This window comes from Roseospirillum parvum, from assembly GCF_900100455.1.
Classification (GTDB): domain Bacteria; phylum Pseudomonadota; class Alphaproteobacteria; order Rhodospirillales; family Rhodospirillaceae; genus Roseospirillum; species Roseospirillum parvum.
This window is the reverse complement of the sequence record NZ_FNCV01000004.1, coordinates 46,525-72,313: the sequence shown is the minus strand read 5'-3', so window position 1 is coordinate 72,313 and position 25,789 is coordinate 46,525. Positions and strand designations below refer to the sequence as shown.

The 25,789-nt window shown below is 72.4% G+C and carries 24 protein-coding genes; 9 read left to right on the top strand and 15 right to left on the bottom strand.

Going from position 1 to position 25,789, the window contains the following annotated elements:
* The 5 genes from BLR95_RS07250 to BLR95_RS15910 all read right to left on the bottom strand — a co-directional run bounded on the left by BLR95_RS07250 (position 1) and on the right by BLR95_RS15910 (position 5,403).
* The gene (locus tag BLR95_RS07250; RefSeq protein ID WP_092617664.1) at positions 1 to 1,290 is read right to left on the bottom strand and encodes a TRAP transporter large permease; all 1,290 of its coding nucleotides are present in this window, start codon (positions 1,288 to 1,290) and stop codon (positions 1 to 3) included.
* Positions 1,287 to 1,829, bottom strand: coding sequence for a TRAP transporter small permease subunit (locus tag BLR95_RS07245; protein ID WP_092617661.1), 543 nt, complete (start codon positions 1,827 to 1,829; stop codon positions 1,287 to 1,289). The genes BLR95_RS07250 and BLR95_RS07245 overlap by 4 nt, the downstream gene beginning before the upstream one ends.
* Positions 1,826 to 2,869, bottom strand: coding sequence for a TRAP transporter substrate-binding protein (locus BLR95_RS07240; RefSeq protein WP_092617658.1), 1,044 nt, complete (start codon positions 2,867 to 2,869; stop codon positions 1,826 to 1,828). Before BLR95_RS07240 ends, BLR95_RS07245 begins: the two co-directional genes overlap by 4 nt.
* Positions 2,870 to 3,333: 464 nt before the next feature.
* Positions 3,334 to 4,665 (bottom strand): 30S ribosomal protein S12 methylthiotransferase RimO, encoded by a 1,332-nt coding sequence (rimO, locus tag BLR95_RS07235; RefSeq protein ID WP_092617655.1) that lies wholly within the window; start codon positions 4,663 to 4,665, stop codon positions 3,334 to 3,336.
* A gap of 258 nt (positions 4,666 to 4,923) precedes the next feature.
* Complete coding sequence (locus BLR95_RS15910; RefSeq protein ID WP_143130954.1) at positions 4,924 to 5,403, bottom strand: hypothetical protein; 480 nt, start codon at positions 5,401 to 5,403, stop codon at positions 4,924 to 4,926.
* Positions 5,404 to 6,593: 1,190 nt separating this feature from the next.
* Here BLR95_RS15910 and crcB point away from each other — a divergent pair.
* From crcB to BLR95_RS07205, 5 genes are all read left to right on the top strand, one after another.
* Positions 6,594 to 7,001 (top strand): fluoride efflux transporter CrcB, encoded by a 408-nt coding sequence (gene crcB, locus BLR95_RS07225; protein WP_092617650.1) that lies wholly within the window; start codon positions 6,594 to 6,596, stop codon positions 6,999 to 7,001.
* 12 nt (positions 7,002 to 7,013) lie between these two features.
* On the top strand, positions 7,014 to 8,021 hold the full coding sequence (locus BLR95_RS07220; RefSeq protein ID WP_092617647.1) for an RluA family pseudouridine synthase: 1,008 nt from the start codon (positions 7,014 to 7,016) through the stop codon (positions 8,019 to 8,021).
* 142 nt (positions 8,022 to 8,163) lie between these two features.
* Positions 8,164 to 8,739 carry a BON domain-containing protein gene (locus BLR95_RS07215; RefSeq protein WP_245689341.1) on the top strand — a complete coding sequence of 192 codons (576 nt, stop codon included), beginning with the start codon at positions 8,164 to 8,166 and terminating at the stop codon, positions 8,737 to 8,739.
* A 35-nt stretch (positions 8,740 to 8,774) separates the two neighbouring features.
* Positions 8,775 to 9,737: a glutathione synthase gene (gene gshB, locus BLR95_RS07210; protein ID WP_092617641.1), complete on the top strand. Its 963-nt coding sequence runs from the start codon at positions 8,775 to 8,777 to the stop codon at positions 9,735 to 9,737.
* Positions 9,738 to 9,867: 130 nt separating this feature from the next.
* Positions 9,868 to 10,215 (top strand): MarR family transcriptional regulator, encoded by a 348-nt coding sequence (locus BLR95_RS07205; RefSeq protein WP_092617638.1) that lies wholly within the window; start codon positions 9,868 to 9,870, stop codon positions 10,213 to 10,215.
* Here the strand turns inward: BLR95_RS07205 and BLR95_RS07200 are convergent, their stop codons facing one another.
* From BLR95_RS07200 to rsmI, 9 genes are all read right to left on the bottom strand, one after another.
* Positions 10,216 to 10,593 (bottom strand): FliM/FliN family flagellar motor switch protein, encoded by a 378-nt coding sequence (locus BLR95_RS07200; protein ID WP_092617635.1) that lies wholly within the window; start codon positions 10,591 to 10,593, stop codon positions 10,216 to 10,218.
* Between the two features lie 62 nt (positions 10,594 to 10,655).
* Complete coding sequence (locus BLR95_RS07195; RefSeq protein WP_143130953.1) at positions 10,656 to 12,785, bottom strand: diguanylate cyclase; 2,130 nt, start codon at positions 12,783 to 12,785, stop codon at positions 10,656 to 10,658.
* A gap of 22 nt (positions 12,786 to 12,807) precedes the next feature.
* Positions 12,808 to 13,890: an ABC transporter substrate-binding protein gene (locus BLR95_RS07190; RefSeq protein ID WP_176787701.1), complete on the bottom strand. Its 1,083-nt coding sequence runs from the start codon at positions 13,888 to 13,890 to the stop codon at positions 12,808 to 12,810.
* Positions 13,891 to 14,023: 133 nt separating this feature from the next.
* Positions 14,024 to 14,311, bottom strand: coding sequence for an acylphosphatase (locus tag BLR95_RS07185; protein ID WP_092617627.1), 288 nt, complete (start codon positions 14,309 to 14,311; stop codon positions 14,024 to 14,026).
* Entirely contained in the window at positions 14,308 to 15,081 is a 774-nt protein-coding gene (locus tag BLR95_RS07180) for an ATP12 family protein (protein WP_092617624.1), read from the bottom strand. Before BLR95_RS07180 ends, BLR95_RS07185 begins: the two co-directional genes overlap by 4 nt.
* Positions 15,081 to 17,426: an AsmA family protein gene (locus BLR95_RS07175; RefSeq protein WP_092617621.1), complete on the bottom strand. Its 2,346-nt coding sequence runs from the start codon at positions 17,424 to 17,426 to the stop codon at positions 15,081 to 15,083. Before BLR95_RS07175 ends, BLR95_RS07180 begins: the two co-directional genes overlap by 1 nt.
* Positions 17,427 to 17,561: 135 nt before the next feature.
* Positions 17,562 to 18,266 (bottom strand): HAD-IA family hydrolase, encoded by a 705-nt coding sequence (locus BLR95_RS07170; protein ID WP_092617618.1) that lies wholly within the window; start codon positions 18,264 to 18,266, stop codon positions 17,562 to 17,564.
* Positions 18,267 to 18,335: 69 nt separating this feature from the next.
* Entirely contained in the window at positions 18,336 to 18,722 is a 387-nt protein-coding gene (locus tag BLR95_RS07165; RefSeq protein WP_425438435.1) for a YraN family protein, read from the bottom strand.
* Positions 18,719 to 19,549 (bottom strand): 16S rRNA (cytidine(1402)-2'-O)-methyltransferase, encoded by an 831-nt coding sequence (gene rsmI, locus BLR95_RS07160; protein ID WP_342719732.1) that lies wholly within the window; start codon positions 19,547 to 19,549, stop codon positions 18,719 to 18,721. The genes BLR95_RS07165 and rsmI overlap by 4 nt, the downstream gene beginning before the upstream one ends.
* A 95-nt stretch (positions 19,550 to 19,644) precedes the next feature.
* Here rsmI and BLR95_RS07155 point away from each other — a divergent pair, with 95 nt between their 5' ends.
* The 4 genes from BLR95_RS07155 to dnaQ all read left to right on the top strand — a co-directional run bounded on the left by BLR95_RS07155 (position 19,645) and on the right by dnaQ (position 23,481).
* Entirely contained in the window at positions 19,645 to 21,066 is a 1,422-nt protein-coding gene (locus BLR95_RS07155) for a penicillin-binding protein activator (protein WP_092617610.1), read from the top strand.
* A 6-nt stretch (positions 21,067 to 21,072) separates the two neighbouring features.
* A complete protein-coding gene (locus BLR95_RS07150) occupies positions 21,073 to 21,987 on the top strand; it encodes a shikimate dehydrogenase (RefSeq protein WP_092617607.1) in 915 nt (304 codons plus the stop codon).
* Positions 21,984 to 22,574 (top strand): dephospho-CoA kinase, encoded by a 591-nt coding sequence (gene coaE, locus BLR95_RS07145; protein WP_092617604.1) that lies wholly within the window; start codon positions 21,984 to 21,986, stop codon positions 22,572 to 22,574. Before BLR95_RS07150 ends, coaE begins: the two co-directional genes overlap by 4 nt.
* A 217-nt stretch (positions 22,575 to 22,791) precedes the next feature.
* Entirely contained in the window at positions 22,792 to 23,481 is a 690-nt protein-coding gene (gene dnaQ / locus BLR95_RS07140) for a DNA polymerase III subunit epsilon (protein ID WP_092617601.1), read from the top strand.
* 413 nt (positions 23,482 to 23,894) lie between these two features.
* Here dnaQ and asnB read toward each other — a convergent pair whose 3' ends face one another.
* Entirely contained in the window at positions 23,895 to 25,787 is a 1,893-nt protein-coding gene (gene asnB / locus BLR95_RS07135) for an asparagine synthase (glutamine-hydrolyzing) (RefSeq protein ID WP_092617598.1), read from the bottom strand.
* Between the last annotated feature and the right edge of the window lie 2 nt (positions 25,788 to 25,789).

The following is a 25,789-nucleotide window of genomic DNA, read 5'->3' as shown; positions in this document are numbered from 1 at the left end:
CTACCCGACCAGCCACAACGCCACGCCGGGGAAGGCGATCAGCACCAGCAGGCGGACCACGTCGGCCAGCACGAAGGGCAGCACCCCCAGGTACAGGGTGCCCATGCGGGCCTGCGGCAGCAAGGTCTTGATGACGAACACGTTCATGCCCACCGGCGGGGTGATCAGCCCCATTTCCACCGCCACCACGGTCAGGATGCCGAACCACACCGGATCGAAGCCGGCGCTTTCGATCAGCGGAAAGACCACCGGCACGGTGAGCAGCATCATGGCCATGCTGTCCATCACACAGCCGAGCACGATGAACAGCAGCAGGACCCCGGCCAGCACCGCGTAGGGACCCAGGCCAAGCTCGGCGACCAGTTGCACCAGCTCGTTGGAAATCCGGCTGACCGACAGGAAGCGGCCCAGGATCTGGGCCCCGACGATCATGAAGAAGACCATCGCCGACAGGCTCAGGGCCTCGCGCAGGGCATCCTTGAAGCCGGCCCAGCCGAGGCCCCGCAGCAGGGCCACGCACAGCGTCCCGAAGGCCCCCACGGCGGCCGCCTCGGTGGGCGTGAAAAGGCCGCCGTAGATGCCCCCCAGGACCACCGCGAAGATCACCACCAGCGGCAGCAGGCCCTTCAGGCCGGCCAGCTTCTCGGCCCAGCCGGTGGCCGTGCCGGGGCGGGCCAGGGTCGGATTGCGGCCGACCATCAGGACAATCGCCGCGCCGTACAGGGCCAGCCCGAGCAGCCCCGGGCCGATGCCGGCGATGAACATGTCGCCCACCGACTGCTCGGTGATCAGGGCGTACAACAGCAGGGCGATGGAGGGCGGGATCATGATGCCCAGGGTGCCCCCGGCGGCCACCGTGCCGGCAGCCAGCCCCGGGGCGTAGCCGTGGCGGGCCATCTCTGGCAGGGCGACCCGGCCCATCCCGGCGGCGGTGGCCAGCGAGGAGCCGGAGATGGCCGAAAAGGCCCCGCACGAGGCGACGGCGGCCAGCGCCACGCCGCCCGGCCAGGCGCCGAACAGCCGCCGGGCGCCCTCGAACAGCTCGCCGGAGAGGCGCGCCTTGGCGGCGAAGACGCCCATCAGGATGAACATGGGGATGGGGCTGAAGCCGTACTCGGCGAGGCTTTCGAAGGGGGTGGCGCCGAGCATGGCGACCGCCGGCCCGGCCGCCACCACCAGCCCGAAGCCGACCACGCCGGTCAGCGCCATGGCCAGGGCGACCGGGCAGCCCAGGGCGATCAGGACCAGCATGGCGGCCAGACACAGCCCACCGATCAGCGGCGAACTCACCGTGGGCTCTCCTCAGCCTCGGGCCGCCCGGCCAGGGCGCGCACGGCGACCCGCAGGGCGGCCAGGGTCAGCACGCCGGCCGCCACCGCCTCGGCGGCGTGGATCGGGGCCAGCGGGATGAGCAGGTCCTGGGTGGTTTCCTGGGCCCGCGCGGCGGCCGACACATCGAGCCCGGCGTGGCGCGCCATCACCGCGCCCAGACCGGCATAGCCCAGGGCGAAGAATCCCTGCAGCCGGCGACGGCCGAGCGGCGACAGGCGATGGGTGGTCAGATCGACCACCACCTGACCGCTTTCCACGGCCCGTGGCATGGCGCACAGCAGGGTGAACAGCAGGCCCAGGCTGACCAACTCGACGCCGCCCGGAAAGGTCAGGTCAAGGCCGCCGCCGGTCAGCTTGAACAGGGTGCGGCTCATGATGTCGGCCAGCACCACCCCGACCATGGCCATCAAGAGCACCGCGGCGAGCCGGCCGAGCCATCCCGACAGGCCGGCGATGGCCCGGTCGAGCAGAGCCGACAGGCGCCCCGCGACGCTCACTGGCAGCGGCCGGCGGCCAACTCGAGGGCCCGGGCATGGACCGCGCGGGCCGGCTTGCCGTCGGCCTCGAGGTGGGCCAGGTAGCCCTCGGTGGTGCCCTCGAGCACCGGCTTCCAGGCCGGGTCGTTGGCCGCGCCGTCGATGGTGACGATGGTGTGCCCGGCCTTTTCGGCGGTCGCCCGGCCGGCGATGTCGCGGCGGTCGAACACGGCGGCGGCGCGGGCCGACCAGTCGGCGCCCGAGTGGGCGTCGATGACCGCCTTCAGGTCGTCGGGCAGGGCGGCGTAGACGTCCTTGTTCATGGTCACCATGAAGGCCAGCGAGTAGAGCCCGCCGACCTCGGTGTGGCTGCCCGCCAGCTCGTTCAGGCGGAACGACTCCATGGCCTCCCAGGGCAGCGCCACCCCGTCGATGACGCCACGTTCCATGGCCTGGAAGGACTGCGGCGCCGGCATCGCCACCGGCTGGGCGCCCAGGCCCTCGAGCAGGCTGGCCACGACCAGGGTCGGGCGGCGGATGCGCAGGCCGGCGAAGTCCTCCGGCGCGCGGATCACCGTGTCGCGGGTGTGGATGTGCCCGGGGCCGTGGGTGAACAGGAACAGGGGGTGGGTCTCGGCGTATTCGTCGGCCACCAGACCCTCGTCGTACAGGGCCTGGAGGATGCACGAGCCCTGCGCCGCCGTGTGCACCAGACCGGGCAGCTCGACCACCTGGCTCAAGGGAAAGCGGCCGGCGGTGTAGCCCTGCACGGTGGCCGTCATGTCGGCGATGCGGTCGATCACCGCGTCGTACTGGGCCGGCGCCTTGGCCAGGGTCGAGGAGGGGTAGATCTCGACCTCGATGCGCCCCTGGCTGGCCGTCTGCACACTGTCGGCCCAGACCTGGAACATCTCCTTGTGCATGCCCGTCACGGCCGGCCAGAAGTGGCTGAAGCGCAGGGTCACCTCGGCGGCGCGGGCGGGGCCGGCGGCGAGCGGACCCAGGAGCAGCGTGACGGCAAACAGAAGACCGGCCAGCAACCGGACAGGCGGATGGACCATGGGACGCTCCCCTCCGACGGTTTGTTGGTTATGGGTTGGCCGCACCATGCCCCATCAAGGGGGGCATTTCCAGTCCCCTGACCCGGGGCTTCGCGCGGTGCAGTTTGGCGCAAAACCAGCCTGGCTATCGATATGCGTGTCATTCTGCATCGCCTGGGGGCGGGAAGCGCCGGGCCGCCGACCCGGCCCCGGCACACGAAGGACGCGAAATCAGACCCTTGGCGCCCGTCATCCTCGGCTGGCCCGGTTTGGCACGATGGTTGCGGGGATGTGGGCGGCAACGGTCGGATCAACGGCTCTCTCCCTCCCCCTCGCGGCCGCCGGCCTTGCCATCCTCCCTCGGGCGCTCCTCCCCGCCCCCCCCTCGCGGAGCGTCCGACACCCGGCGGTGGCGATCCAGAATCGCCGCCGCCGGGTTTATTTTCGTCTCCCCCCAACCATCGCCGTGGCCCCGGCGCCCCCGGTCAATCGACCGGATGGGCCCACAGGTCGTAGGCGTCGGCCGCCTCGACGGTGGCCCGGATCAACTGCCCGGGCTGAAGGCCGGTGGCGTCCTCCAGGATCACCGCGCCGTCGATCTCCGGGGCGTCGGCGGTGGTGCGGCCGCGGGCCCCGTCGGCGTCCACCTCGTCGATCAGCACGCTCAGGGTGCGGCCGATGCGCCGCTGGTTGAGCTCGGCGCCGATCGCCTGCTGATGGGCCATCAGGCGGTGGAAGCGCTCTTCCTTGACCTCTTCCGGCACCGCGCCGGGCAGCTCGTTGGCGGCGGCGCCGGCGACGTTCTCGTACTTGAAGCAGGCGACGCGCTCCAGCCGGGCCTCGGTGAGCCAGTCGAGCAGGACCTGGAAATCGGCCTCGGTTTCGCCCGGGAAGCCGACGATGAAGGTGGCGCGGATGGCCAGATCGGGGCACTGGCGGCGCCACTCGGCGAGGCGCGCCAGGGCCTGCCCCTCGGCGGCCGGACGCCCCATGGCCTTGAGCACCGCCGGGCTGGCGTGCTGGAAGGGGATGTCGAGATAGGGCACCAGCCGGCCGTCCGCCATCAGCGGCACCAGTTGGTCGAGCTGCGGGTAGGGGTAGAGGTAGTGCAGCCGCACCCAGATGCCGTGTTCGGCGGCCAACTCGCCCAGCGCCTGGGCCAGATCGACCACGTGGGCGCGCCGCGAGCGGCCGCGCCACGGGCTGGCGGCGTGGTCGAGATCGCGGCCATAGGCCGCCGTGTCCTGGCTGACCACCAGGATTTCCCGCACCCCGGCCCGGGCCAGGGCCTCGGCCTCGCGCATCACCTCGTCGAGGGGCCGGCTGACCAGCCGCCCGCGCAGCCTGGGGATGATGCAGAAGCGGCAGTGATGGTCGCAGCCCTCGGAGATTTTCAGATAGGCGTAGTGGCGCGGCGTCAGGCGCAGGCCCTGGGGCGGGATCAGGGCGACGCGGGGATCGTCGGGCGGCGGCAGCGCGGCGTGCACGGCGGCCATCACCTTCTCGTACTGGTGCGGCCCGGTGACGGCCAGCACGCCGGGCACCCGCTCGGCGATCAGCCCGGCCTCCACCCCCAGGCAGCCGGTGACGATGACCCGGCCGTTGGCGGCCATGGCCTCCTCGATGGCGGCCAGGGACTCCGCCTTGGCCGAGTCGAGGAAGCCGCAGGTGTTGACGATCACCACATCGGCCCCGGCGTAGTCGCCGACGATGGCATAGCCCTCGGCCCGAAGGCGGGTCAGGATGCGTTCGCTGTCGACCAGGGCCTTGGGGCAGCCCAGGCTGACCAGACCGATGGCGGGGGCGGAAGCGGACATGCGGGGGGACTTTCGGGGTTGGCCGGGCGGGAAACCGGCGGACGACAAAGGGGGGTCAGCCGGCCTGCGGCTCACCCCCCCTGATTGATCTGGCGGCGCCGCCCTGGTGGCGGGGCCGGTGGTGTCGGCGCTCAGGACCGTTGGCCGGAACCGCTGGTCAGAACCGTATGCCGAAGCTTTGTCGAAACTTGGCGCCGAAACTCTGCGCCAAAACTTGGCGCCGAAACTTGGCGCCGAAACTTGCGCCGAAACTTGCGCTCAGCCCTGGCGCAGCAGGACCAGTTGGCCGACCGGCCGGGGCGCCCCCTTCTTGAGCAGGGTGCCGATGATCCGCTCGGGCAGGAAGTGGCCGATCATGCGCACGCTGACGCTGTCGCCCGCCTCCAGGCCGAGCCAGTCCACCTCGCCCTTGATCTTGGCATCGATGGTGGCGACCCACTGCTGGGCGGCGATGTCATAGGCGCCATCGATGCTCATCAGCGCACCGTCGCCCTTCAGGCTGCCGCCCAGGGTGGTCACACTGCCCACCCTGAGGCCGGTGCAGCCGCGCACCAGGAAGACCACCCAGGTGCCTTCCTCGGGTCCGCCGGTGGCCTTGGGGGCCGCCGGCTCGGCCGGGGCGGCGCTGGCCGCCGGCTCGGCGGGCGCCGGGCTCGGAGCGGCCGGCGCCGGGCTCGGGGCGGCGGGAGCGGCAGGCGCCGGCGCCGGGCTGGCCGGGGCCGCCGGCTTGGGAGCCACGGGCGCGGCAGCGGGCGACGCCGGCGGCTGGCTGCCCGACGTGGCCGGGCTCGGGGAGGAGGGGGGCTTGGGCGTTTCGGGAGTATCCGCCATGGAGTTGGCCTCGCGCTTGGATTTGATCGGGGATTTTGCCTGGGAACGGGTCCGTGCGGTGGACCGGGAGGCGGCCGGCGCGGAGGTGGACGCGGGGGAACTCCGCGTCGTCTTGCCGCTCGTGGATTTGCCGGCCGTGGACTTGGTGGCCGTGGACTTGGTGGCAGTCGACGGGGCGGCGGTCGATTTGCTGGCCTTGCTCCCCGCTGCCTTTTTCGGAGCCGTCTTGGCAGGCTCTGCCTTGGTGGACGTGGCCTTCGGCGCCGCCGTCTTGGTGGATGGCGTCTTGGTGGATGGCGCCTTGGTGGACGGCGCCTTGGCCGGGTCAGCACCCTTGGCCGGCTCCACCTTGGCCGGCTCCACCTTGGCCGGCTCCACCTTGGCCGGCTCGGACTTGGCCGGCTCGGACTTGGCCGGCTCGGGCTTGGTGGCCGGGGACGGCGCGGAAGCCTTTACCGGATCCGTCTTGCCCGACCCAGTTTTGCCCGACCCAGCTTTGGTCGGCCCAGTTTTGGCCGACTCCACCTTGGCGGGCACCTTCGGCGGCACCGACTTGACCGGCAGTGACCTGTCCGGGGCCTTGGCGGCGGTGGGCCCCGGGGACGGCGGGCTCGCCGCGCTTGCCTTGGCCGGGGTGGACTTGCTATCAGCCGAGGCGGTCGCCGACCCGGATGCCGGCTTGTCGGGGGCCTTGGCCGGCGCTGCCGGACCGGGCGTGGCGGGCGGCGCCTTCCCGGCCTCAGGTTTGTCCAGCGCCTTGTCCGGTGCCTTGTCCGCCGGTTTGTTTTCCGCCTTGGTCGCTGGCTGGCTCGCCGTTTTGCTCGCTGGCTGGCTGGCCGGCTTGTCGGCCGGCTTGTCGGCCGGCTTGTCGGCCGCTTTGGCCCCGGCCTTTTTGGCCCCGGCCTTTTTGGCCCCGGCCTTTTTGGCCACGGGCCGCTTTCCGGTGTTCCCGGATGTCATCGCGCCTCGCCCCCCAAACTCTCAGATCACCGAGGGTTTTTCTCCAGGGCCGATTGTATCGCCCCGCGACGGTCAGGAAAAGGTATTCTCTGGCCCGCTGCCCCCCTCTCTTTCCAAACCACCGGACACCCCGTCGAATGAGCCCTTCCCCGTCCCAATTCGCCCCCCAGGTCCTGGCCGCCGTGGCGGTCGGCGGGGCCGGCGGCGCGGTCTGCCGCTATGTGCTGTCGGTGCTGGTCACCCGGCTGTTCGGCCACGGTTTTCCCTGGGGCACGCTGGCCGTCAACCTGCTCGGCGCCCTGCTCATGGGGATGCTGATCGAGGCCGCCGCCCTGCGCTGGTCGCTGGGCCCGCTGCCCCGGGCCCTGCTGGTGGTCGGCTTCCTGGGCGGCTTCACCACCTTCTCCACCCTGAGCCTCGACATGGTCACCCTGATCGAGCGCCAGCAGGTGGTGCTGGCCGTGGTCTATGCCACCGTCTCGGTCGGTTTGGGGGTGGCCGCCCTGTTCGGCGGCCTGTCCCTGGTCCGCTGGCTGCTCGGCTGAAGGAGGCGCGTCATGGCCGTGAAGAACGTCACCGTTGCCGCCGAGGAGGCCGAGATCCGGCTGGATCGCTGGTTCCGTCGCCACTACCCGGAGCTGCCCCACGGGCGGCTGGAAAAGATGCTGCGCAAGGGCGAGGTGCGGGTCGACGGCGGCCGCGCCAAGGCCGGCCAGCGGCTGCTTGCCGGACAGGTGGTCCGCGTGCCGCCGCTGCCCGCCGCCACCCCGGCCGAGGCCCGGCCGGCCCCGCCTCCCCGCGTCTCCAGCGCCGACCTCGACGCCCTGGAGGGCGCCGTGCTGCTGAAGGATCGCCGGCTGGTGGCGCTCAACAAGCCGGCCGGGCTGGCCGTGCAGGGGGGCACCAACACCCACCGCCACCTGGATGGCCTGCTCGGCCCGCTGGCCGAGCGCCTGTTCGGCCCCGGCGCCCCGCCCCTGTCGCTGGTCCACCGCCTGGACCGCGACACCTCCGGGGTGCTGGTGCTGGCCCGCGATGCCAATTCGGCCGCCGCCCTGGCCCGCGCCTTCAAGAGCCGCGAGGCGGAAAAGGTCTACTGGGCCCTGGTGGTCGGCCGGCCGCGCCCGGCCCAGGGCACCATCAAGGGCCGACTCGACAAGACCCCCGGCGGGCGCGGCGAGCGGGTCAGCGTCACCGAGGAGGGCGGCAAGAGCGCCCTCACCGACTACACCACCCTGGCCACCACCGGGCAGAAGCTGGCCTGGCTGGCCCTGCGGCCGCGCACCGGGCGCACCCACCAGTTGCGCGCCCACACCGCCCAGGTGCTGGGCACCCCGATCCTCGGCGACGGCAAGTACGGCGGCGCCGACGCCCACCCCGGCGGCATCGTGCCCGGCAAGCGGCTGCACCTGCACGCCCGCGCCCTGAGGCTGCCCCACCCGGACGGCGGCACCCTGACCCTGACCGCTCCCCTGCCCGGGCACATGGCCGAAACCTTCGCCCTGCTCGGCCTGGAAGCCCCGGGCGACGATCCCTTCGAACCCTTCGCGGCGGCCGATGGTTGAAGAGTCGCCCCAGCCCTTTGACATCGGTCGCCCAGGGGGGAGTATGACCCCCGGTTGGCGCGGCACGGGGCATCGGTCCATGAGATGGCTTTTCGGAGGAGGGCGTTTCGGGGGGTGGCTTTCCGGGGTTGGCTTCGCGCTGGTGGCGAGCCTGCTGCTGGCCGGCTGCACGCCGACCGGGATCGCCATCGGGGCCGGCGCGCGGGTGGCCACGGCGGCGGCCGAGGAGCGCGGTCTTCGGGGCTCGGCCGAGGACACCTGGGTGACCACGGAGATCAACCGCCGCTGGTTCGAGTTCGACCACCGCCTGCCGCTCCAGGCGACGGTGACGGTGCGCGACGGCGTCGCCCTGCTGACCGGGGTGGTGGACACCGCCGACCTCCGGCTGGCGGCGGTCCGTCTGGCCTGGAGCGAGGAAGCCATCCACCGGGTCATCAACGAGCTTCGGGTGGCCGGCCAGGACAGCCGCACCCAGGGCGACACCGCCGACGCCGGACGCGACCTGTGGATCGCCAAGACCCTGGAAGCCCGCCTCCTGTTCGACGGCGAGATTTTATCCATCAACTATGCCGTCGACGTGGCCGACCGCGTGGTCTATCTGATGGGCACCGCCCAGTCGGCGGCCGAGCGGGACCGGGTGATCGCCCACGCCCGCGACATCGCCCACGTGCGCCGGGTGGTCTCCTACGTCGGGATCAAGGGCGCCCCCGGCGACTGATTGCCCCCCCGTAACGACTTACCGGACCCGCCGCCATGCCGCTCACCGTCGCCTTCCAGATGGACCCCGTCGAGGGCATCGACATCAACGCCGACTCCACCTTCGTGCTGGCGCTCGAGGCCCAGCGGCGCGGCCACCGCCTGTTCCACTACCCGCCGGCGGCCTTGAGCGCCCGCGCGCGGACCGATGGCCGGCTGCGCGTCAGCGCCCGGGCGCGGCCCCTTTCGGTGCGCCGCGAGGCCGGCAACCATGCCACCCTGGGAGCCGAGGAAACGCTGGACCTGGCAGCCGACGTGGACGTGGTGATGATGCGCCAGGACCCGCCGTTCGACATGGCCTACATCACCGCCACCCACCTGCTGGAGGCGATCGAGCCCGAAACCCTGGTGGTCAACCGCCCGGGCTCGGTGCGCAACGCGCCGGAAAAGCTGTTCGCCCTGGCCTTTCCCGAGTTCGTGCCGCCCACCCTGATCAGCGCCGATGCCAAGGCCATCGCCGACTTCCGGGCCGAGCACGGCGACATCATCGTCAAGCCGCTGTACGGCAACGGCGGGGCCGGGGTGTTCCACCTCAGGCCCGAGGACACCAACCTCAACAGCCTGCTTGAGATGTTCGCCGCGGCCAGCCGCGAGCCGGTGATGGTGCAGCGCTACCTGCCCGAGGTGCGCCAGGGCGACAAGCGCATCATCCTGATCGACGGCGCGGTGGCGGGGGCGGTCAACCGCATCCCGCGCGATGGCGAGACGCGCTCCAATCTGCACGTCGGCGGGCGCGCCGCCAAATCCACCCTGACGCCGCGCGAGCGCGACATCTGCGCCGCCCTGGGCCCGGTGCTGAAGGAACAGGGGCTGCTGTTCGTCGGCATCGACGTGATCGGCGACTGCCTGACCGAGATCAACGTCACCTCGCCCACCGGCCTGCAGGAGATCGACCGTTTCGATGGCTCCAACCTGCCCGGGATGATCTGGGACGCCATCGAAACATATCTGCCGCGCTGAGCGCCCCGCGACCGCCCCACGACCGCCCCATTGCCCCCCCATTGCCCCCCTGGAGGGCCCGCCGATTTGACCTTCCCCGCCGCCTGGGGTAAATCGGTACGGGTGTGGAACGTTTAGCGGGAGGCGGGTCGTGGCAGACACCCTGGAGCCGGCCCAGGCGTTGGCCTTGTGGCATCGGGCGGTGGTCGACAGCGTGCGCCGCGAGGGGCCCGACCTGTCGGCCCGCCAGATGGCCCTGCTGCTGTGCGTCTACCTGGAGGAGCCGCCGCACACCGTGCGCGGTCTGGCCGAGCGGCTGAACGTTTCCAAGCCGGCCATCACGCGGGCGGTGGACCGCCTTTCGGCGCTCGGCCTGGCCAAACGCAAGCCCGACGAGGCGGACCGCCGCAACGTGTTCATCCAGCGCACGGTGAAGGGCTCGGTGTTCCTGCGTGAGTTCGCCGATCTGGTGGTGGCGGCGTCGCGGACGGAAGGCTGATCAGCCCCGCTGGTCGTAGATCGAGCGGACCAGTTCGGTCAGGGTGACGCCGATGCGGTCGCCCTCGACGATGACCACCTCGCCGCGCGCGATGAGGATGTCGTTGGCGTAGATTTCCACCGGCTGGTTGGTCTTCTGGTCCAGCTCGACCACCGCCCCACGGCCCAGCTTCAGAAGCTGGTTGACCCTCAGCGTGGATTTGCCGAGGACCACGATGACCTCGACGGTGACGTTGTAGACCGCCGTGTCGGTGCGCCGCCCGGCGCTGCCGGGCAGGGCGGCGGCGGCCACCTGGGCGAGCACCGTGTCGGCCGGCGGGCCGTTGCCGTTGCCGCCACCGTTGCTGGTTTGGGTGTGGCTGCCGTCTTCCTCGGCCATTGGGGTCCCCGAAGCGCCATGGATCGAGGCTCAAGGCTACCCCTCTCCGGTTACCGAAGGCTTTACGAAGCGAGGCCGCGATCCGACTCGAGAGCGACACCGGACGCGGACGGATCGACGACCAGCCGATCACGGCCGCCGGCCTTGGCCTTGTAGAGGGCCGCGTCGGCGCGGCGCAGGCACTCCTCGACGGTGTCCTCGGCCCCGACCCGGCAGGCCAGCCCCAGACTGACCGTGAAGCGCAGCGGTCCGTTGTCGGTGGCCACGCTCAACTCGGCCAGCGCCTGACGCAGGCGTTCGGCGGTCTGCGCGGCGGCGGCGGCCGGGGTCTGCGGCAACAGGACGGCGAACTCCTCGCCCCCCAGGCGGCCCAGCAGGTCGGTGCCGCGCAGCCGGGCGATACACTCCATGACCATCGCCTTCAGCACCTTGTCGCCGATGGCATGGCCGTGGGTGTCGTTGATCGACTTGAAGTGGTCGATGTCGATCATCAGCAGGCTCAGCGGGCTGTCGTAGCGTTGGCTGCGCTCCCACTCCACCTGGGCCTGTTTCATGAACCGGCGGCGGTTGCTGGCCCCGGTCAGCGGATCGGTGCTGGCCAGTTGCTCGAGCTGGCGTTCCATGGCCCGGCGGACGGTGATGTCGCGGCTGAACACCGAGGCGCCGATCACCTCGCCCTCGCGCATCATCGGGGCGAAGGCAAACGTCTGGTGGCGGCCGTCGGACAACTCAAGCTCGATGATCGGCCGCTCGCCGGACAGGGTGCGCCGGTACAACTCCTCCCACTCGGCGGCCTTGTCGGCCGGCAGCATGTCGGCGGCGGTGATGCCGCGCCGCACCGGCCCCTTGCCGCGCTGGGCCCGATAGTCGCTGACCGCCGAGTTCCACAGCACCAGCCTGCCCTCGCGATCAACGAACCAGATGAAGTCGTCGGTGCTTTCGATCAGGGTGTTGAGCTCGATCTCGCTTTCCAGGGCGCGGTGGGCCTGGGCGGCCATGTCGGCCTCGGCCTTCTGGCGCACCGCGATCTCGGCGGTGAGGGCGTGGTAGCTGTCCCGCAGACGGTCGCTCATCAGGTTGAAGGCGGCGGCCAGATCGCCGATCTCGTCGTCGCGTTTCAAGTCGACCCGCTGTTCCAGGTCGCCCTCGGCGATCTTGCTGGCGGCATCGCGGATCCTGAGCACCGGCCGGGCCAGCGAGCGGGCGAGCAGCCCGGCGGCGAACAGCCCGGCCAGCAGCACCACCGCGTAGGCAACGCTGATCCGCAGTTCCAGGGCTTCCGCCGGAGCCAGCACCTGCCGGGCGTCGCGGCCGACGAACAGGGTCCAGCCGAGATGGCCGAGGGCCGGTGCCGAGCGGCTGCTGGCAAAGGCGTAGACGCGCGCCCGGCCGCCCTCGGTGACCTGCACGAAATCGTCGCCCCCGGCGCCGTTGCCGGTCGCCGCCCGACTGGCCCTGACGTAGCGGCGGTCGTCGACGTGCTCGAGAAAGCGGAAGGGCCGGGTGGAGAAGATCTGACGGGTGTCGGCGGTGACCAGATGGATGTCGGTGTTGCCGGCCAGTTGGGCCGCCTGGGCCGCCTCGCGGATGATCCAGCCGGCCGACAGCAGCGCCTTGGCCACCCCCAGCGGCTGGCCGCGGGCATCGTCCAGGCGCACCGCCACCACCAGCCCATGGGCATCGAGCAGGGGATCGTAGGCCAGGCCACCGACATGGCGGCCCCGGGCCATGGCGCCGCGCCACCAGGTGCGGTCGGCGAGCAACGGACGGGCCGGCGGATCGGTGGCCGCGACGACCAGCCCGCGGCGGTCGATCAGCACCACCTGGGCGAACACGCTGCGCCCGAAGCGGCGCCGCTCGGCATCGATGAAGGCATCGCGCAGCAGTTCCGAGAGCACCGTGTCGGGGCCGGCGTCAAGCGGCCGGCGGTTGGCGGCCCGCATCCGTGCGGTGACCTCGGCGCGATCACTCAGCCGCTCCAACTGGTCGAGCCGGGCGACCACGCTGCCGCCGATCTGGCCCAGCATGGCCTGGGCGGTTTCCGCCATGCTTTGCCCGTAGGCCACCTCCAGCGCCCGGTAGGCGCCACGCACCGTGAAAAGCCCCAGTCCGCCGAGCACCACCAGCCCGGCCAGGGTGATGATGGCCAGCCGGGCGCGGATGGTCAGGCGGGGCTGAAAGCGGGCAGGCATCGTGGCGGCGGCCCTCCCGTTCTCAGCGGTAGACCAGCCGGCCGCCCTCGACGCGGGCCGCCAGCAGGGGGAATTCGATGTCGTGGCCGCCGGCCGACAGGCTGACGTTGCCGAACAGCCCGGCATAGGCAAAGCCGTCGGCCAGCCGGGCCTTCAGCGACACGGCGGAGACCTCGCGATCAACCAGCAGGCCATCCAGCAGACGGATGAAATCGACCCCGTTGGCGGCGTACTGGTCGAAGGGCTTGCCGGTGCGCGCCTCGTAGGTCTGCCGGGTCTGCTCGGACACCAGGAAACTGGGATTGTAGATGGCCGGGGCCGCCACATACAGCCCCTCGGCGGCGGGATGATCGAACATCGCGGGCAGGGCGCCGGAGCTGCTGGCCAGCCGCCGGCCCCGGTAGTTGGCGGCCTCCAGCGCCTCGAGCACCGCCCGGATGTGGGCGTCGAAGGCCACGATGGCCACCGCGTCGGTGTCGCCCAGGGTTTGGGCCAGGTCGGAATAGTCGGTGGTGGTCAGGGCGAAGGGGATCATCAGACCGCGCCCGCCGCGCCGGCGGACATGCTCGGCCAGCCCCTCGGCCACCGAGCGTCCATAGGCGTCGTCGAGGAAGGCCACCCCCAGGCTCAGGTTCTCGTCCGGCGGCAGGCCGGCCAGCATGGCCGGCACCTCGGCCGCCGCCAGCGGCCAGTAGCGATAGCTCCAGGTGGCGTTCTCGGTCAGCGCCGGGGCGGTGGCGACCAGCCCGAACAGCAGCCGACGGTCGGCCTCGGCCAGCGGCTTCAGGGCCACCGCCACATTGCTGGTGCCGGCGATGATCAGCAGCGGGTCGGTCGCGACCACCTCGTGGTAGGCCGCCTCCAGGCCGCCGGGGGCGGCGGTGCTGTCGACCACCGTCAGTTCGATCGGCCGGGCGTTCAGACCACCCCGCTGGTTGATCTCGTCGACCGCCAGTTCCAGCCCCTCGCGCAGGCTTTGGCCGACCGAGGCCGCCGGCCCGCCGAGCGGCATCAGGGCGGCCAGTCGCACCGGCTCGACGCGCTCACAGCCGGCCAGGGCAAGGCCGAGGCAGAGAAGCATCAACAGGCGCGCGAAAGGCACCATCAGCAACATCGCCCTCCTCCCCGACGGCCGGGGAAACAACCCGCAATGGCGAAGAGTTGATCGAAATCCCGTGCCAGGACAGTGAACCACGCCCCCGCCATGCCGTAAAGCACGGCGCCGCGCCCGGGCCCGGTCAGACCGAAGATCGCTGCACGAAGGCGGGCTCGGCGGGGGACGTTCCGGGGCTGGTCAGCACCTCGCGCACCCGCGCGGCGGGGGGGCCCTGGTGGCAGGCGGCGACCATCTCCGAGACGGCGTCGGCCGGGCCGTGGAACAGGGCCTCCACCGAGCCGTCGGCGCGGTTGCGCACCCAGCCCGAAAGGCCCCGGCGGGTCGCCTCCTCGACCGTCCAGCCACGATACCAGACGCCCTGAACGCGGCCGGTGATGCGCACCGACAGGCTGATCGGGGGGTCGCTCATGGCTCCTCCAGCAGATCGAGAAAGCGGCCGGCGGCGGCGATGTCGGCCTCGGCCCGGGCGAGGCGGTCCAGGGCCTCGGCGTCCTCGCCCCAGTCGGCCATCTGGTGGCGCTCGTCGAGGTGGGCGGCGGCGCAGACGCCGGCCACATCGAGGTGGCGGTGGGCCAGGGCCAGGGCGAGGACCAGCGAGCCGGTGATCCCGGCGACCTCCTGCACGGCGGTCAGCCGCCAGCCGTCGAGGCGCTTGAGGGCGGCCCCGAAGGCCTGCCCCACGGCCGGCGGCTGGGCCACCGGCATCACCCCGCCGGCCACCGCGAGCGGCGCGTCCAGGGCCTGCATGGCCCAGTCGCGCAGGGGCTGCCAGTGGGCCGTCTGGGCGGCGGCCAGGGCGGCCGGGCGTTCGGCCGGGTAGCAGATCTGATCGCCGTCCACATGGGACAGCAGGCTGGCCTCCACCTGATCGCGCCCCGGGCCCACCCGGTCGACGGCGGTGAAGGCCAGCCGGGTCAGGGGCATGGTGGCCGGGGCCGGGCGCGGCCCCTGGGCCTGCCACTCCTCGGCCAGCGCCCCGGCCAGGGCGGCCGAGGGCAGAACCAGCGCCGCGCGGGCCGGCGTGGACAGCGGGCGGCGGTCCAGCATCACCGCGTGGCCACCCTCGGTCGGGCCGGCGCTGGCGGTGGTGTAGGCCCGCTTGGCGGAGGGTTTCAGGGTGGGCTCGGCGGCCCGGGCGCCATCGCCCGGGCCGGTGGTGGTGGTGGAAGTGTTGCTCATCAGTTGCCGAACAGTCCGCCAAGGCCTTCCTCGACGCCCTTCAGGGCGTCCTCGGCCGCCTTGCCGGCCCCGCTGGCCGCGTCGCCGACCGCGTCGGTGGGCGAGCCCGAGGCACTGTTGTCCGACTCGGCGGCGGGCCGGGTCGAGGCCACCCCCTTGGCGGTGGCGCAGGGGTCGGGATCGGCGCTCGAGCGCTCCATCAGCCCCTGGGCGAGCAGCGAGATGCCACCGGTGGCCACCGCGGCGCCGACCGAGGCGGCGGTCTTGGCCGCCCCGGCCACGTCCAGGCCGACCCCGGGGTTGGCCAGGGTGCCGTTGAGGCGCACCATCTCGGCCAGCTTGCCGGCCCCGATGCCGGTGCCCGACTTGGCCTTGGGCCGCACCGCCATGTCCAACTGCTCGGTCCCCAGGTTGATCTTGCCCGAGCTGACCACGGTCATCTTGTCGGTCTCGAAGGCGATGCCCTGGTCGGTCACCGCCACCCCGTCGGTCACCTTGAAGTTGACCACGGTGCACATCATCGGGGTGTACTCGCGCTTCTCGGTGAAGGGGTTGAGCTCCTCGGCCAACTGGTTGAAGACGTCCGCCCCGGCCCAGTTGAGCAGCCGGTTGTGGACCCTGCCCTCGCCGGTGTCGATGAGCAGGTTGCCGTTCAGGCTGCCCATCAGCGCCGCCACCGAGGCCCCGCCGCCCTTCAGCTTGACGGTGACGTCGGTCAGCCCCTCGGTGAGCAGCTTCTCGCCCGACATCGCCTGGACCAGCTTGCCGGCGTTGATCTGCTTACCGATCACATCCACCGCCAGCCCGGCGTTGCTGCCCGAGGAGGCATCGAGCACCACGTTGCTGGTCAGCCGGCCGTCGCCCAGGGTGGCCTCGGCCGGCGCGATGGCCAGCCGCCCGTTGTCCAGGGCAAGATCGACCGACAGGTCATGGATCGGCATCTTGTTGGGCAGGATCAACTGCCCGGCCGCCAGCTTGACCTTGGCGTCGGCCATTTTCAGCAGGTCGAAAGGCAGCGGGTCGGAGGGGAACACCTTGTCCTTCCTGGCCGCCGGCTCGGCCGCCGCGCCGTCCTCGGCCGGCGGCATCAGGGTGGCCAGATCGAGCACCTCCGAGGTCAGGTCCACCTCGGCCTTGGGCCGGGCGCCGCTGACATCGACCAGGGCGGTGCCGGCCAGATCGCTGCCCGCCCCCTTGAAGACGATGTCCGACAGGGCCCAGGCCGGCCCCTGATCCTTGACCGTGGCCGCCATCTCGAACGGCGGCACCGCCGACAGGTCGCCGCCCATCTGCTCCAGCGCCGAGAGGTCCTCGGCCTTCACGGCGAGCGCCACGTTGATGCCGGACGGGCCCATCGGGTTCTTCACGTCGCCCTTGGCGGTGATGAACAGCGCCCCGTCCTCGCCCAGTTCCACGTCCAGGCCCATGATCGACAGGTTGGGCAGGTCGCCCTTGGCGGCCAGCTTGATGTCGTAGGGGCCGAGCGCCGGCACCGGCACCGCCATGCCGGCCGCCTGGGGCAGCTCGGCGAGGCGGGCGATCTGCTCGCCGGACAGGGCGATGGCCAGATCGATGCCCTTCTGCTGCAAGGCGTCGGCGATGCTGCCGCTGACCTTGAGGGTGGCCCCGGCCGTCTCGATGGTCACGTCCATCGGCAGCGGGCCGCCCGAGCGCAGCGCCTGAACCGAGGGCAGATCGCCGACCACGGTCACCGGAAGCTGGTTGAACACCGCCTTGAGGTCGACCGCCAGCGGCCCGGACAGGCCATCGGCCTCGGCGTCCAGGCTTTCGATCAGAAGCTCGGTGCCCGGCCCGCCGGTACCGTCGATGTAGGTCAGCCTGGCGTTCTTGATGGTCACGGCGCGGATCGCCGGCAGGCCGGACATGCCGCCCTCGCCGCTGTCCGCCGGCGCCGCCTCGGTTTCGGCGGGCGCCGCCTCGGCCGGGCCCATGGCCCAGTTGCCGCTGCCGTCGGCCTTGGTCTCAAGCAGGATGTCGGCGTCTTCCAGCACCAGCCGGTTGACCGTGATGCCGCCGCCGAGCAGCGAGAACAGGTCCACCTCGGCGGCGAAGTGGCCGACCTTGACCATTTCCGGGCGGCTGCCCCAGTCGGCGTTGGCGAAGGTCACGCCATCGACGCCGATGGCCGGGCTGAGGCCGATGGACAGGCCGAGGTCGCCGTCGATGGTCAACTGGCGGCCGGTGGCCTTCTCCACCTCGGCGACGATCTCGGGCTTGTACTGGTTGACGTCGATGGTCATCAGCACGACGACCACGGCGATCACGGCGACGACCACAAGGGCCCCCAGGCCGGCCGCGATCTTGATCGGGGTTCCCAGACGCATGACAGGCTCTCTCCTTTGGCATTCTGGCTAGAGCAAATCCCGGGCGATCCGAACCGGACCGCGACGACGATCTGCGTCAAGACTTAAAGAAACTGGATCGTTTCGCGCGACTCGAAACAGAGCCCGCGAAACGATCTAGGCGGGATGCGTTTCCCCCAGCATCCGCCGCCCGGCGGGCAGGTCGTCGAATGACAATTCCTCGAAACGGTCGATCACCCGGCCGGCCCCGGCCGCCGCCAGCGCCTGCGGGGCATGGTAGCCCCACGACACGCCAACGGCGGGCACGCCAGCCCGAACGGCCATCTCCATATCGTATGTGGTGTCGCCGACCATCAGGGTGAAGGCCGGATCGACACCCACGTCGGCCATCGCCTTTCTGAGCAGGAAGGGATCGGGCTTGCCGGGGCCATCGTCGGCGGTGGCGATGGCGTCGATGGACACCCCCAGGGCCTGCACGTCCGGGCGCTCCAGCAGGGCCGTCACGCCGCGCCGCGACTTGCCGGTGACCAGGGCCAGCAGATGCCCGGCCCGGGCCGCCCGGACCAGGGCCTGGGCGGCGCCGGGGAACAGGGGGTCGGGCGCCCCGGCCTGGCGCAGCTCGAAAAACGCCGCCCGGTAGTCGGCCGACAGCGCCTCGGCCAGGGCCGGCGGCGCGTCCTCGGGCAACAGGCGCCCGATGGCCTCGGGCAGCGACAGGCCGATCACCCCGCGCACCGCCGCCGGGGGCGGCACCGCAAGGCCGTGCCCCTCGAAGGCCCGTTCCATGGCCAGGACGATGGTCCCCTGGCTGTCGATCAGGGTTCCGTCCACGTCGAAGGCGACCAGGGTCAAGCTGCCCATGTTGTTTCCTGTTTGCGGTTGGCGCGCCGGTCCGGCGGCGGAATGGCTTGAGGACCGACACACGGCATGTCAGTCGCCGACCCGCCACGCGTCGGCCAGATGGTGCGGCGGCGCGGCGGGGGCCAGGGTGATCAGATCGAAGCGGATGTCGAGGCCGGCCAGCTCGGGATGCCCGGCCAGGAACGCCTCGGCCGCCGTTTCGATGCGGCGCCGCTGGCGCGCCGTCAGGCTGAGCAGGGCCTGCTCGGGGGAGGGCCGGCGCTTGACCTCGACAAAGGCCAGGGTGCTGTCGGTGCGGGCGATCAGATCGAGCTCGCCGGCCCCGCTGCCGCGCTGGCCGCGATGGCGCCGGGCGAGGATGATCCAGCCCTGATCTTCCAGGTGGGCGGCGGCGCTGTCCTCGGCGGCGCGGCCCTGGGCCTCGGCCTGTTGGCGCCGGTTCATGGATCCTCTCATGGCGCGTCTTCTTCGCCATTCTTAAGGGCCAGGGCGCGGGCGTAGACGGTGTGGCGCGCGGTGTCGGTCCGCTCGCTGACCCGGCGCGCCGCGTCGCGCACCGACAGCCCCTCGTCCAGGGCCTGGCGCAGGGCCGCGTCGATGTCGCCCTGGCTGGCCGCCGCCGGAGCCTCGGGCGGGGCGATGACCAGCACCACCTCGCCCTTGGGCGGCCCCTCGGCCGCGTAGTGCCCGGCCAGCTCGGCCAGGGAGCCGTGGCGCACCTCTTCGTACAACTTGGTCAGCTCGCGGCAGACGCTGGCCAGACGCCCGCCGTCCAACCCCTCGGCCAGATCGGCCAGGGTCTCGGGCAGACGGCGCGGCGACTCGAACAGCACCAGGGTTGCCGGCACCGGGGCCAGCTCGGCGATGGCGCGCCGGCGCGGCCCACCCTTGGGGGGCAGGAAGCCGGCGAACAGGAAACGGTCGGTGGGCAAGCCGGCGACGGTCAACGCGGCCATCACCGCCGAGGCCCCGGGCACCGTGCGCACCGCGTGGCCGGCGGCGCGGGCCTCGGCGACCAGCCGGTAGCCGGGGTCGGAGATCAGCGGCGTGCCGGCGTCGCTGACCAGGGCGATGCGCTCGCCGGCGGCCAGCCGGGCCAACAGGCGCGGCCGTTCGCGCGCCGCGTTGTGCTCGTGGTAGGCTTGGCGCGGGGTGGTGATGCCGAAGTGGCCGCACAGGCGGCCGGTCACCCGGGTATCCTCGCAGGCGATCAGATCGACCCCGGCGAGCACCGCGCGGGCCCGCTCGGTGAAGTCGCCGAGGTTGCCGATGGGGGTGGCCACGACATATAACCCTGCCAGGGAAGCGTCGCCCAAAGCTCGTGTTCTCCGTCGGTCCCGGGGCGGCCGGCGGGGCGCCGGTCGACCCGGGAGGTACCATGCCTGAGCCACGCCACGCCACGCCGAAGCCACTGCGGCGGGTCCTCATCGGGGCCCTGATGCTGGGGCTGGCCGGTTGCCAGACCATCCAACAGGTAGCACCTGAAGCGCCGCCGGCGGAAGAGCCGCCGCCCCCGGTGGCGGCGGCGCCGGCCCCGGCCGTGGTGGCGCCCGAGCCCGAACCCGCCCCCCTGCCGCCGCCCGAGCCGCAACCCGAGTTGCCCTGGCAGACCGGGGTGGTGCCGCCCGACCGCCAGGACGGGCTGGTCCGCGTCGGCCTGCTGCTGCCGCTCTCCGGGCGCGCCGCGCCGGTCGGCCAGGCCATCCTCAACGCCGCCCAGATGGCCCTGTTCGACGTCGCCCAGCCGGCCTTCGTGCTGCAACCCTACGACACCGCCGGCACCCCCCAGGGCGCCGCCGCGGCCAGCCATCAGGCCCTGGAGGAAGGGGCGCAACTGCTGCTCGGACCGCTGTTCGCCCAATCGGTGACGGCGGCCAGCCCGCCGGCCCAGGCGGCGGGGGTCGAGATGGTCGCCTTCTCCTCGGTCCCCGGGGTGGCGGCGCCGGGCGTTCACCTGATGGGCTTCCTGATGAAGGACCAGGTGCGCCGGGTGATGGAGGAAGCCTACGCCCAGCAGCATGACACCGTCGCCGTGCTCGCCCCGGCCGGCGCCGAGGGGGATCTGGTGGTCGACGCGGCGCGCCGGGTGGCGGCCGACCACCGTCGCCCGCTGGGCCGCATCGCCCGCTTCGACCCGGCGACCGAGGACATGGCCGGCGTGGTCAAGAGCCTGGCCGACTACGCCAGCCGCCAGGGAGCGCTGCAGGCCCAGGTCTCGGCGCTCAAGGCGCGCGGCGATGCGGTCGGCACCGCCGCCGCCGCCCGGCTGGCCGAGATGGACACCCTGGGCGCGCCCAACTTCGACGCCCTGCTGGTGGTGGCCAGCGGCGACCGGCTGATCGAGATCGCCGCCCTTCTGCCCTATTACGACGTCGATCCGGCGGCGGTGAAACTGCTCGGCACCATGCGCTGGGCCGAGGAAAGCAACCTGGGCCGCGAACCGGGCATGGTCGGGGCGTGGTTCCCGGCCCCGGCGGCGGGGCCCAAGGACGCCTTCACCGAGCGCTACCGCCGGGCCTTCGGCAGCGCCCCGCCGACCATCGCCAGCCTGGGCTACGACGCCACCGCCCTGGCCGCCGTGCTGGCCCGCCAGGGCGGCGCCGCCGCCTTCTCGGCCCGCGCCCTGACCCAGCCGACCGGCTTCGCCGGGGTCAACGGCATCTTCCGCCTGACCCCGGACGGCCTGAACGAGCGCGGTCTGGCGGTGATGGCGGTCACCCCGCAGGGCCGCGAGCTGGTCAGCCCGGCGCCGACCAGCTTCCCCGAGCCAGCCGGCATCGGCACCGTGCCCCAGGGGTAGGCTGCGATGGCGACTCCCCTTTCCGGCGCCGCCCGGGTGGCGACTCCCCTTTCCGGCGCCGCCCGGGTGGCGACTCCCCTTTCCGGCGCCGCCCGGGTGGCGGCGGTGCTCGGCTGGCCGGTCAAGCACAGCCTGTCGCCCCGGCTGCACGGGTTCTGGCTGGCCCGCCATGGCATCGACGGGGCCTACGTCCCGCTGCCGGTGCGCCCCGAGGACCTGGGGGCAACGCTCGACCTGCTGCCCCGCCTGGGGCTGGCCGGGGTCAACCTGACGGTGCCCCACAAGGAAGCCGCGCTGCCCCTGTGCCACCGGCTGAGCCCGGCCGCCTCGCGCATCGGCGCCGTCAACACCCTGGTCTTTTCGGCCGACGGCACCATCTCCGGCGACAATTCCGACGGCCAGGGTTTCCTGGCCGGCCTCGCCGAGGCCGCCCCCGCCTTCACCCCCAGCGCCGGCCCGGCGGTGCTGCTGGGGGCCGGCGGCGCGGCGCGATCCATCGCCGTCGCCCTGCTCGATGCCGGGGCGCCGCGCCTGTGGCTGGTCAACCGCACCCGGGCCAAGGCGGAACTGCTGGCCGAGCATCTGGACGACGACCGGGTCCGGGTTGCCGACTGGGCCGACCGGGCCGGCACCCTCAAGGGCGCCAACCTGCTGGTCAACACCACCGTGCTCGGGATGACCGGCCAGCCGCCGCTTGACCTCGATCTCTCTGCCCTGCCAACCGCCGCCGTGGTCGCCGACATCGTCTACAGCCCGCTGGAAACGCCCCTGCTGGCCGCCGCCCGGGAGCGCGGCAACCCGACCTCGGACGGACTGGGGATGCTGCTCCATCAGGCCGCCGTGGGCTTTGCCGCGTGGTTCGGGGTGGCCCCCACGGTCGATGCCGCGCTCAGGGCCCACGTCCTCGAAGGACTGGCATGATCGTCCTGGGCCTGACCGGCTCCATCGCCATGGGCAAGTCCACCGCCGCCCACATGCTGGCCGAGATGGGCCTGCCGGTGCACGACGCCGACGCCACCGTGCACGCCCTGCTCGGCCCCGGCGGAGCCGCCGTGCCGGCGATCGCCCGGGCCTTCCCCGGGGTGGTCGAGAACGGCGCCGTCGACCGTCCCAGGCTGGGCGGGCAGGTGTTCGGCCGGCCGGCCGCCCTGAAGCGCCTGGAGGCCATCGTGCATCCGCTGGTGCGGGCCGAGGAGCGCCGCTTCCTTACGCACCACCGCCGCCGCCGCACGCCGCTGGTGGTGCTCAACGTGCCGCTGCTTCTGGAAAGCCCCAGGGCCCGGCGGCGCTGCGACCACATCGCCGTGGTCAGCGCGCCGGTCTTCCTGCAACGCCGCCGCGCCCTGGCCCGCCCCGGCATGACACCGCAACGCCTGAACGGCATCCTGAGACGCCAGATGCCCGACGCCGCCAAACGCCGGCTGGCCGACAGCGTCATCCCCGCCACTTCCCGGGTTGCCACCCGGCGGGCGCTGCGGCGGCTGCTCGGAGAGATCGGGGGGCGGTGAGAGCAAGGGGGCGCTGCCCCCTTGACCCCCGCCGGGGGGACCAGGGGCCCCCCCGGACCCCCGCCGTGACTTAAAACCCCACCAAGGGGGGCAAGCCCCCCTTGGTGGGGTTTTGATTCATGGTGGGGTCTGGGGAGGCCTCCCGGCCTCCCCAGCGGGGTTCAAAGGGGCAGCGCCCCTTTGCTATCATCCCCACCCCGACCCCACGAGGCGACCAATGCGCGAAATCGTCCTGGACACCGAAACCACCGGCCTCGACCCCCTGAGCGGCGATCGGGTGGTCGAGATCGGCTGCCTGGAGCTGGTCAACCACGTCCCCACCGGCGGCAAGTATCACGTCTACCTCAATCCCGAACGCGACATGCCGGCCGAGGCCGAACGGGTGCACGGCCTGAGCGCCGCCTTCCTGGCCGACAAGCCGACCTTCGCCCAGGAAGTGGACGCCTTCCTCGCCTTCCTCGGCGAGGACTCCAAACTGGTCATCCACAACGCCGCCTTCGACATGGGGTTCCTCAACGCCGAGCTGGCCCGCCTCGGCCGGCCCGCCCTGTCCGGCGAGCGGGCCATCGACACCGTGGGCATGGCGCGGCGCCGCTTTCCCGGCGCCCCGGCCAGCCTGGACGCCCTGTGCCGCCGCTTCGGCATCGACAACACGGCGCGCACCCTGCACGGCGCCCTGCTCGACGCCGAACTGCTGGCCGAGGTCTACCTGGAGCTGATCGGCGGCCGCCAGCCAGGCCTCGCCCTGGGCCGCGTCGGCGGCGGCGCCGAGGCCGGCGACGCCCCGCCCCCGCCCCCCGAACGCCCCTACCGCGAGCCCCGGCCGCACACCCCGACGGACGAGGAACTGGCCGCCCACGCCGCCTTCCTGGCACGCCTCAAAGACCCCCTGTGGACCCGCGCCTGACCCTTATACCAGACGGCGATGAGAGTAACTCACCGCCGGTTGGTATGAATGAAAGGGGCTTTGCCCCTTTAAAACCCCACCGGGGGAGCCAGGGGCTCCCCCGGACCCCCTCCATTCATTCATTGATCGCCGAGCGAGCCCGGATTTCCGCACGCAGGCCAAGGCCGGCCTGCAAGCGAACCATTGGGAGGGCGATCTGAGGCCGCGCGCCCATTCCCACGTTGTTTTCGCAGGCCAGCAAAGCTGGCCTGCAACCAAAAAACCACGACGCGTTCCGCTCGGAGGGAACAATTGTTCACCAACGACTGGAGGGGTCCGGGGAAGCCCTGCTTCCCCGGTGGGGGTTTGGGGGCAAAGCCCCCAACTCAAAGCTTGACCAAGCCGCGATGAGTCCTGCTCATCGCCGGCTGGTATTACAGACCGAACACGGGACCATGGCGGGCCAGCCACTGGTCGAGGCAGATCAGGCTCCACAGATGCCAGCTCGGATCATGGCCGGGGCGGCCCAGGCGGTCCCGCCAGAGGGCCGGCAGGGTGGGGTCGATCAGGCCCCGGGCTGTCAGGCGCGCGGCGTCGGTGGCCTCGGCCAGCGGCCCGGCCAGCGGGCCCTGAAGCCACTGGGCCAAGGGAATCTCGAAGCCTTTCTTGGGGCGCGCGAAGACCTCCGCCGGCAGGCGGTCGGCGAAGGCGTGGCGCAGGATCCACTTGCCCGCCCCGGGCCGGATCTTGAGCTCGCCGGGCAGGGCGGCGGCAAGGTCGACCACCGCCGGGTCGAGGAAGGGTGAGCGCACCTCCAGCGCATGGGCCATGGAAAAGCGGTCCACCTTGACCAGCATGTCGCCGGCCAGGACCAGGGCCATGTCGGCCGCCAGCAGGGCGTTCAGGGGGTCGGCGATGTCTCCCCGGGCGGCCGCGACGGCGCTTTCGATGTCGGCCTCGGGCAGGCCCAGGGCGGCCAGCTCGGCCGCCGACAGGCGGCGCATCCAGCCGGCCTGGCGGGCCACCGGGTCGGCCCCGGCGTGGGCCAGGAAGCGCCGCGCCTTGCGCGAGGCATCCATCAGCGCCGAGTCCTTGCCCTCCGGCAGGCGGCGGGCCAGGGGCTCGATCAGGCGTCGGCGCAGGGCGGCGGGCAGGCGCTGGTAGCGCGCCGCGTGCAACTCGCCCTGATACTTGCGGTAGCCGCCGAACACCTCGTCGGCCCCGTCGCCGGACAGGGCGACGGTCAAGTGGCGGCGCATTTCGCGGGCCAGCAGGAAGGTGGGAATGGCCGAGCTGTCGGCGAAGGGAGCGTCCATGGCCTCGAAGAAGGGCTCGACCCAGGCGGTGTCGCCGGCCGGGTCGATCTCGATCTCGGTATGGGCCAGCCCCAGGTGCGCGGCGATCCGGCGGGCGGCGGGGCGTTCCTCGTAGTAGTCGGCGGCCCCGGCGCTGCCGATGGTGTAGCTGTTGACCGTGTGCCCGCCGGCGACCAGGGCCGCGCAGACGACGGCCGAATCGATGCCGCCGGACAGGAAGGCGCCGACCGGCACGTCGGCGACCAGACGGGCGGCGGCGGCCCCGTCGACGGCGGCGCGCAGGCGCCCGGCGGCCTCCCCGGGGTCAGTGACGGAGTCGGTGATGGGCGCCGGGGGGACGGGGTGGTGCCAGCGCCGCACCTCAAGCCCCCGGGCCGAGAAACGGGCCATGTGGCCGGCCGGCAGGGTCTTGGCCTCGCTGAGCACGGTTTGGGGATCGAGGCTGTAGCCAAGGGCGAAATAGGTGGCCAACCCGGCCCGATCCAGCGACCAGCCACCGGGCCACACATGCCCCAGGGCAACCAGGTCGGAGGCCACCGCCAGCCGCCCCCCCTCGGTGCGCAGATAGAGCGGCTTCTTGCCCATGCGGTCGCGGGCCAGGATCAACTCGCGGGCCCGCCCGTCCCACAGGGCGAAGGCGAACATGCCGTTCAGCCGGGGCAGCAACCCCGCGCCCCAGTGGGCCCAGCCGGCCAGCAGCACGGCGCTGTCGCTGTCGCCGGCCACCGCCACCCCGGCCTGCTCAAGCTCGGCCCGAAGCTGCCGGTAGTTGTAGATTTCGCCGTTGTAGGTGAGGACCAGCCCGTGGCCGGCCATCGGCTGGGCGCCGCCCGGCGACAGGTCGATCACCGCCAGCCGCCGGTGGCCCAGCCGGCAGTGGGCATCGGCCCACACCCCGCCGCCGTCGGGGCCGCGCGGGGTGAGCCGCTCAAGGGCCCGCGCCATCCCCCCGGCGGCCTCGGCGGGCAGGCCGGCGGCGGCGAGGTCGACCACTGCGGCCAGCCCACACATGG

Bases quoted from the DNA above. Each gene is read 5' to 3' on its own strand.
- BLR95_RS07175 (WP_092617621.1), bottom strand. From the start codon at position 17,426: ATGCGTCTGGGAACCCCGATCAAGATCGCGGCCGGCCTGGGGGCCCTT.
- BLR95_RS07185 (WP_092617627.1), bottom strand. From the start codon at position 14,311: ATGAGCGACCCCCCGATCAGCCTGTCGGTGCGCATCACCGGCCGCGTT.
- BLR95_RS07240 (WP_092617658.1), bottom strand. From the start codon at position 2,869: ATGGTCCATCCGCCTGTCCGGTTGCTGGCCGGTCTTCTGTTTGCCGTC.
- BLR95_RS07200 (WP_092617635.1), bottom strand. From the start codon at position 10,593: ATGGCCGAGGAAGACGGCAGCCACACCCAAACCAGCAACGGTGGCGGC.
- BLR95_RS07155 (WP_092617610.1), top strand. From the start codon at position 19,645: ATGCCTGAGCCACGCCACGCCACGCCGAAGCCACTGCGGCGGGTCCTC.
- asnB (WP_092617598.1), bottom strand. From the start codon at position 25,787: ATGTGTGGGCTGGCCGCAGTGGTCGACCTCGCCGCCGCCGGCCTGCCC.
- crcB (WP_092617650.1), top strand. From the start codon at position 6,594: ATGAGCCCTTCCCCGTCCCAATTCGCCCCCCAGGTCCTGGCCGCCGTG.
- BLR95_RS07180 (WP_092617624.1), bottom strand. From the start codon at position 15,081: ATGAGCAACACTTCCACCACCACCACCGGCCCGGGCGATGGCGCCCGG.
- BLR95_RS07150 (WP_092617607.1), top strand. From the start codon at position 21,073: ATGGCGACTCCCCTTTCCGGCGCCGCCCGGGTGGCGACTCCCCTTTCC.
- dnaQ (WP_092617601.1), top strand. From the start codon at position 22,792: ATGCGCGAAATCGTCCTGGACACCGAAACCACCGGCCTCGACCCCCTG.
- BLR95_RS07190 (WP_176787701.1), bottom strand. From the start codon at position 13,890: ATGGTGCCTTTCGCGCGCCTGTTGATGCTTCTCTGCCTCGGCCTTGCC.
- rimO (WP_092617655.1), bottom strand. From the start codon at position 4,665: ATGTCCGCTTCCGCCCCCGCCATCGGTCTGGTCAGCCTGGGCTGCCCC.
- BLR95_RS07165 (WP_425438435.1), bottom strand. From the start codon at position 18,722: ATGAGAGGATCCATGAACCGGCGCCAACAGGCCGAGGCCCAGGGCCGC.
- BLR95_RS07170 (WP_092617618.1), bottom strand. From the start codon at position 18,266: ATGGGCAGCTTGACCCTGGTCGCCTTCGACGTGGACGGAACCCTGATC.
- coaE (WP_092617604.1), top strand. From the start codon at position 21,984: ATGATCGTCCTGGGCCTGACCGGCTCCATCGCCATGGGCAAGTCCACC.
- BLR95_RS07220 (WP_092617647.1), top strand. From the start codon at position 7,014: ATGGCCGTGAAGAACGTCACCGTTGCCGCCGAGGAGGCCGAGATCCGG.
- BLR95_RS07195 (WP_143130953.1), bottom strand. From the start codon at position 12,785: ATGCCTGCCCGCTTTCAGCCCCGCCTGACCATCCGCGCCCGGCTGGCC.
- gshB (WP_092617641.1), top strand. From the start codon at position 8,775: ATGCCGCTCACCGTCGCCTTCCAGATGGACCCCGTCGAGGGCATCGAC.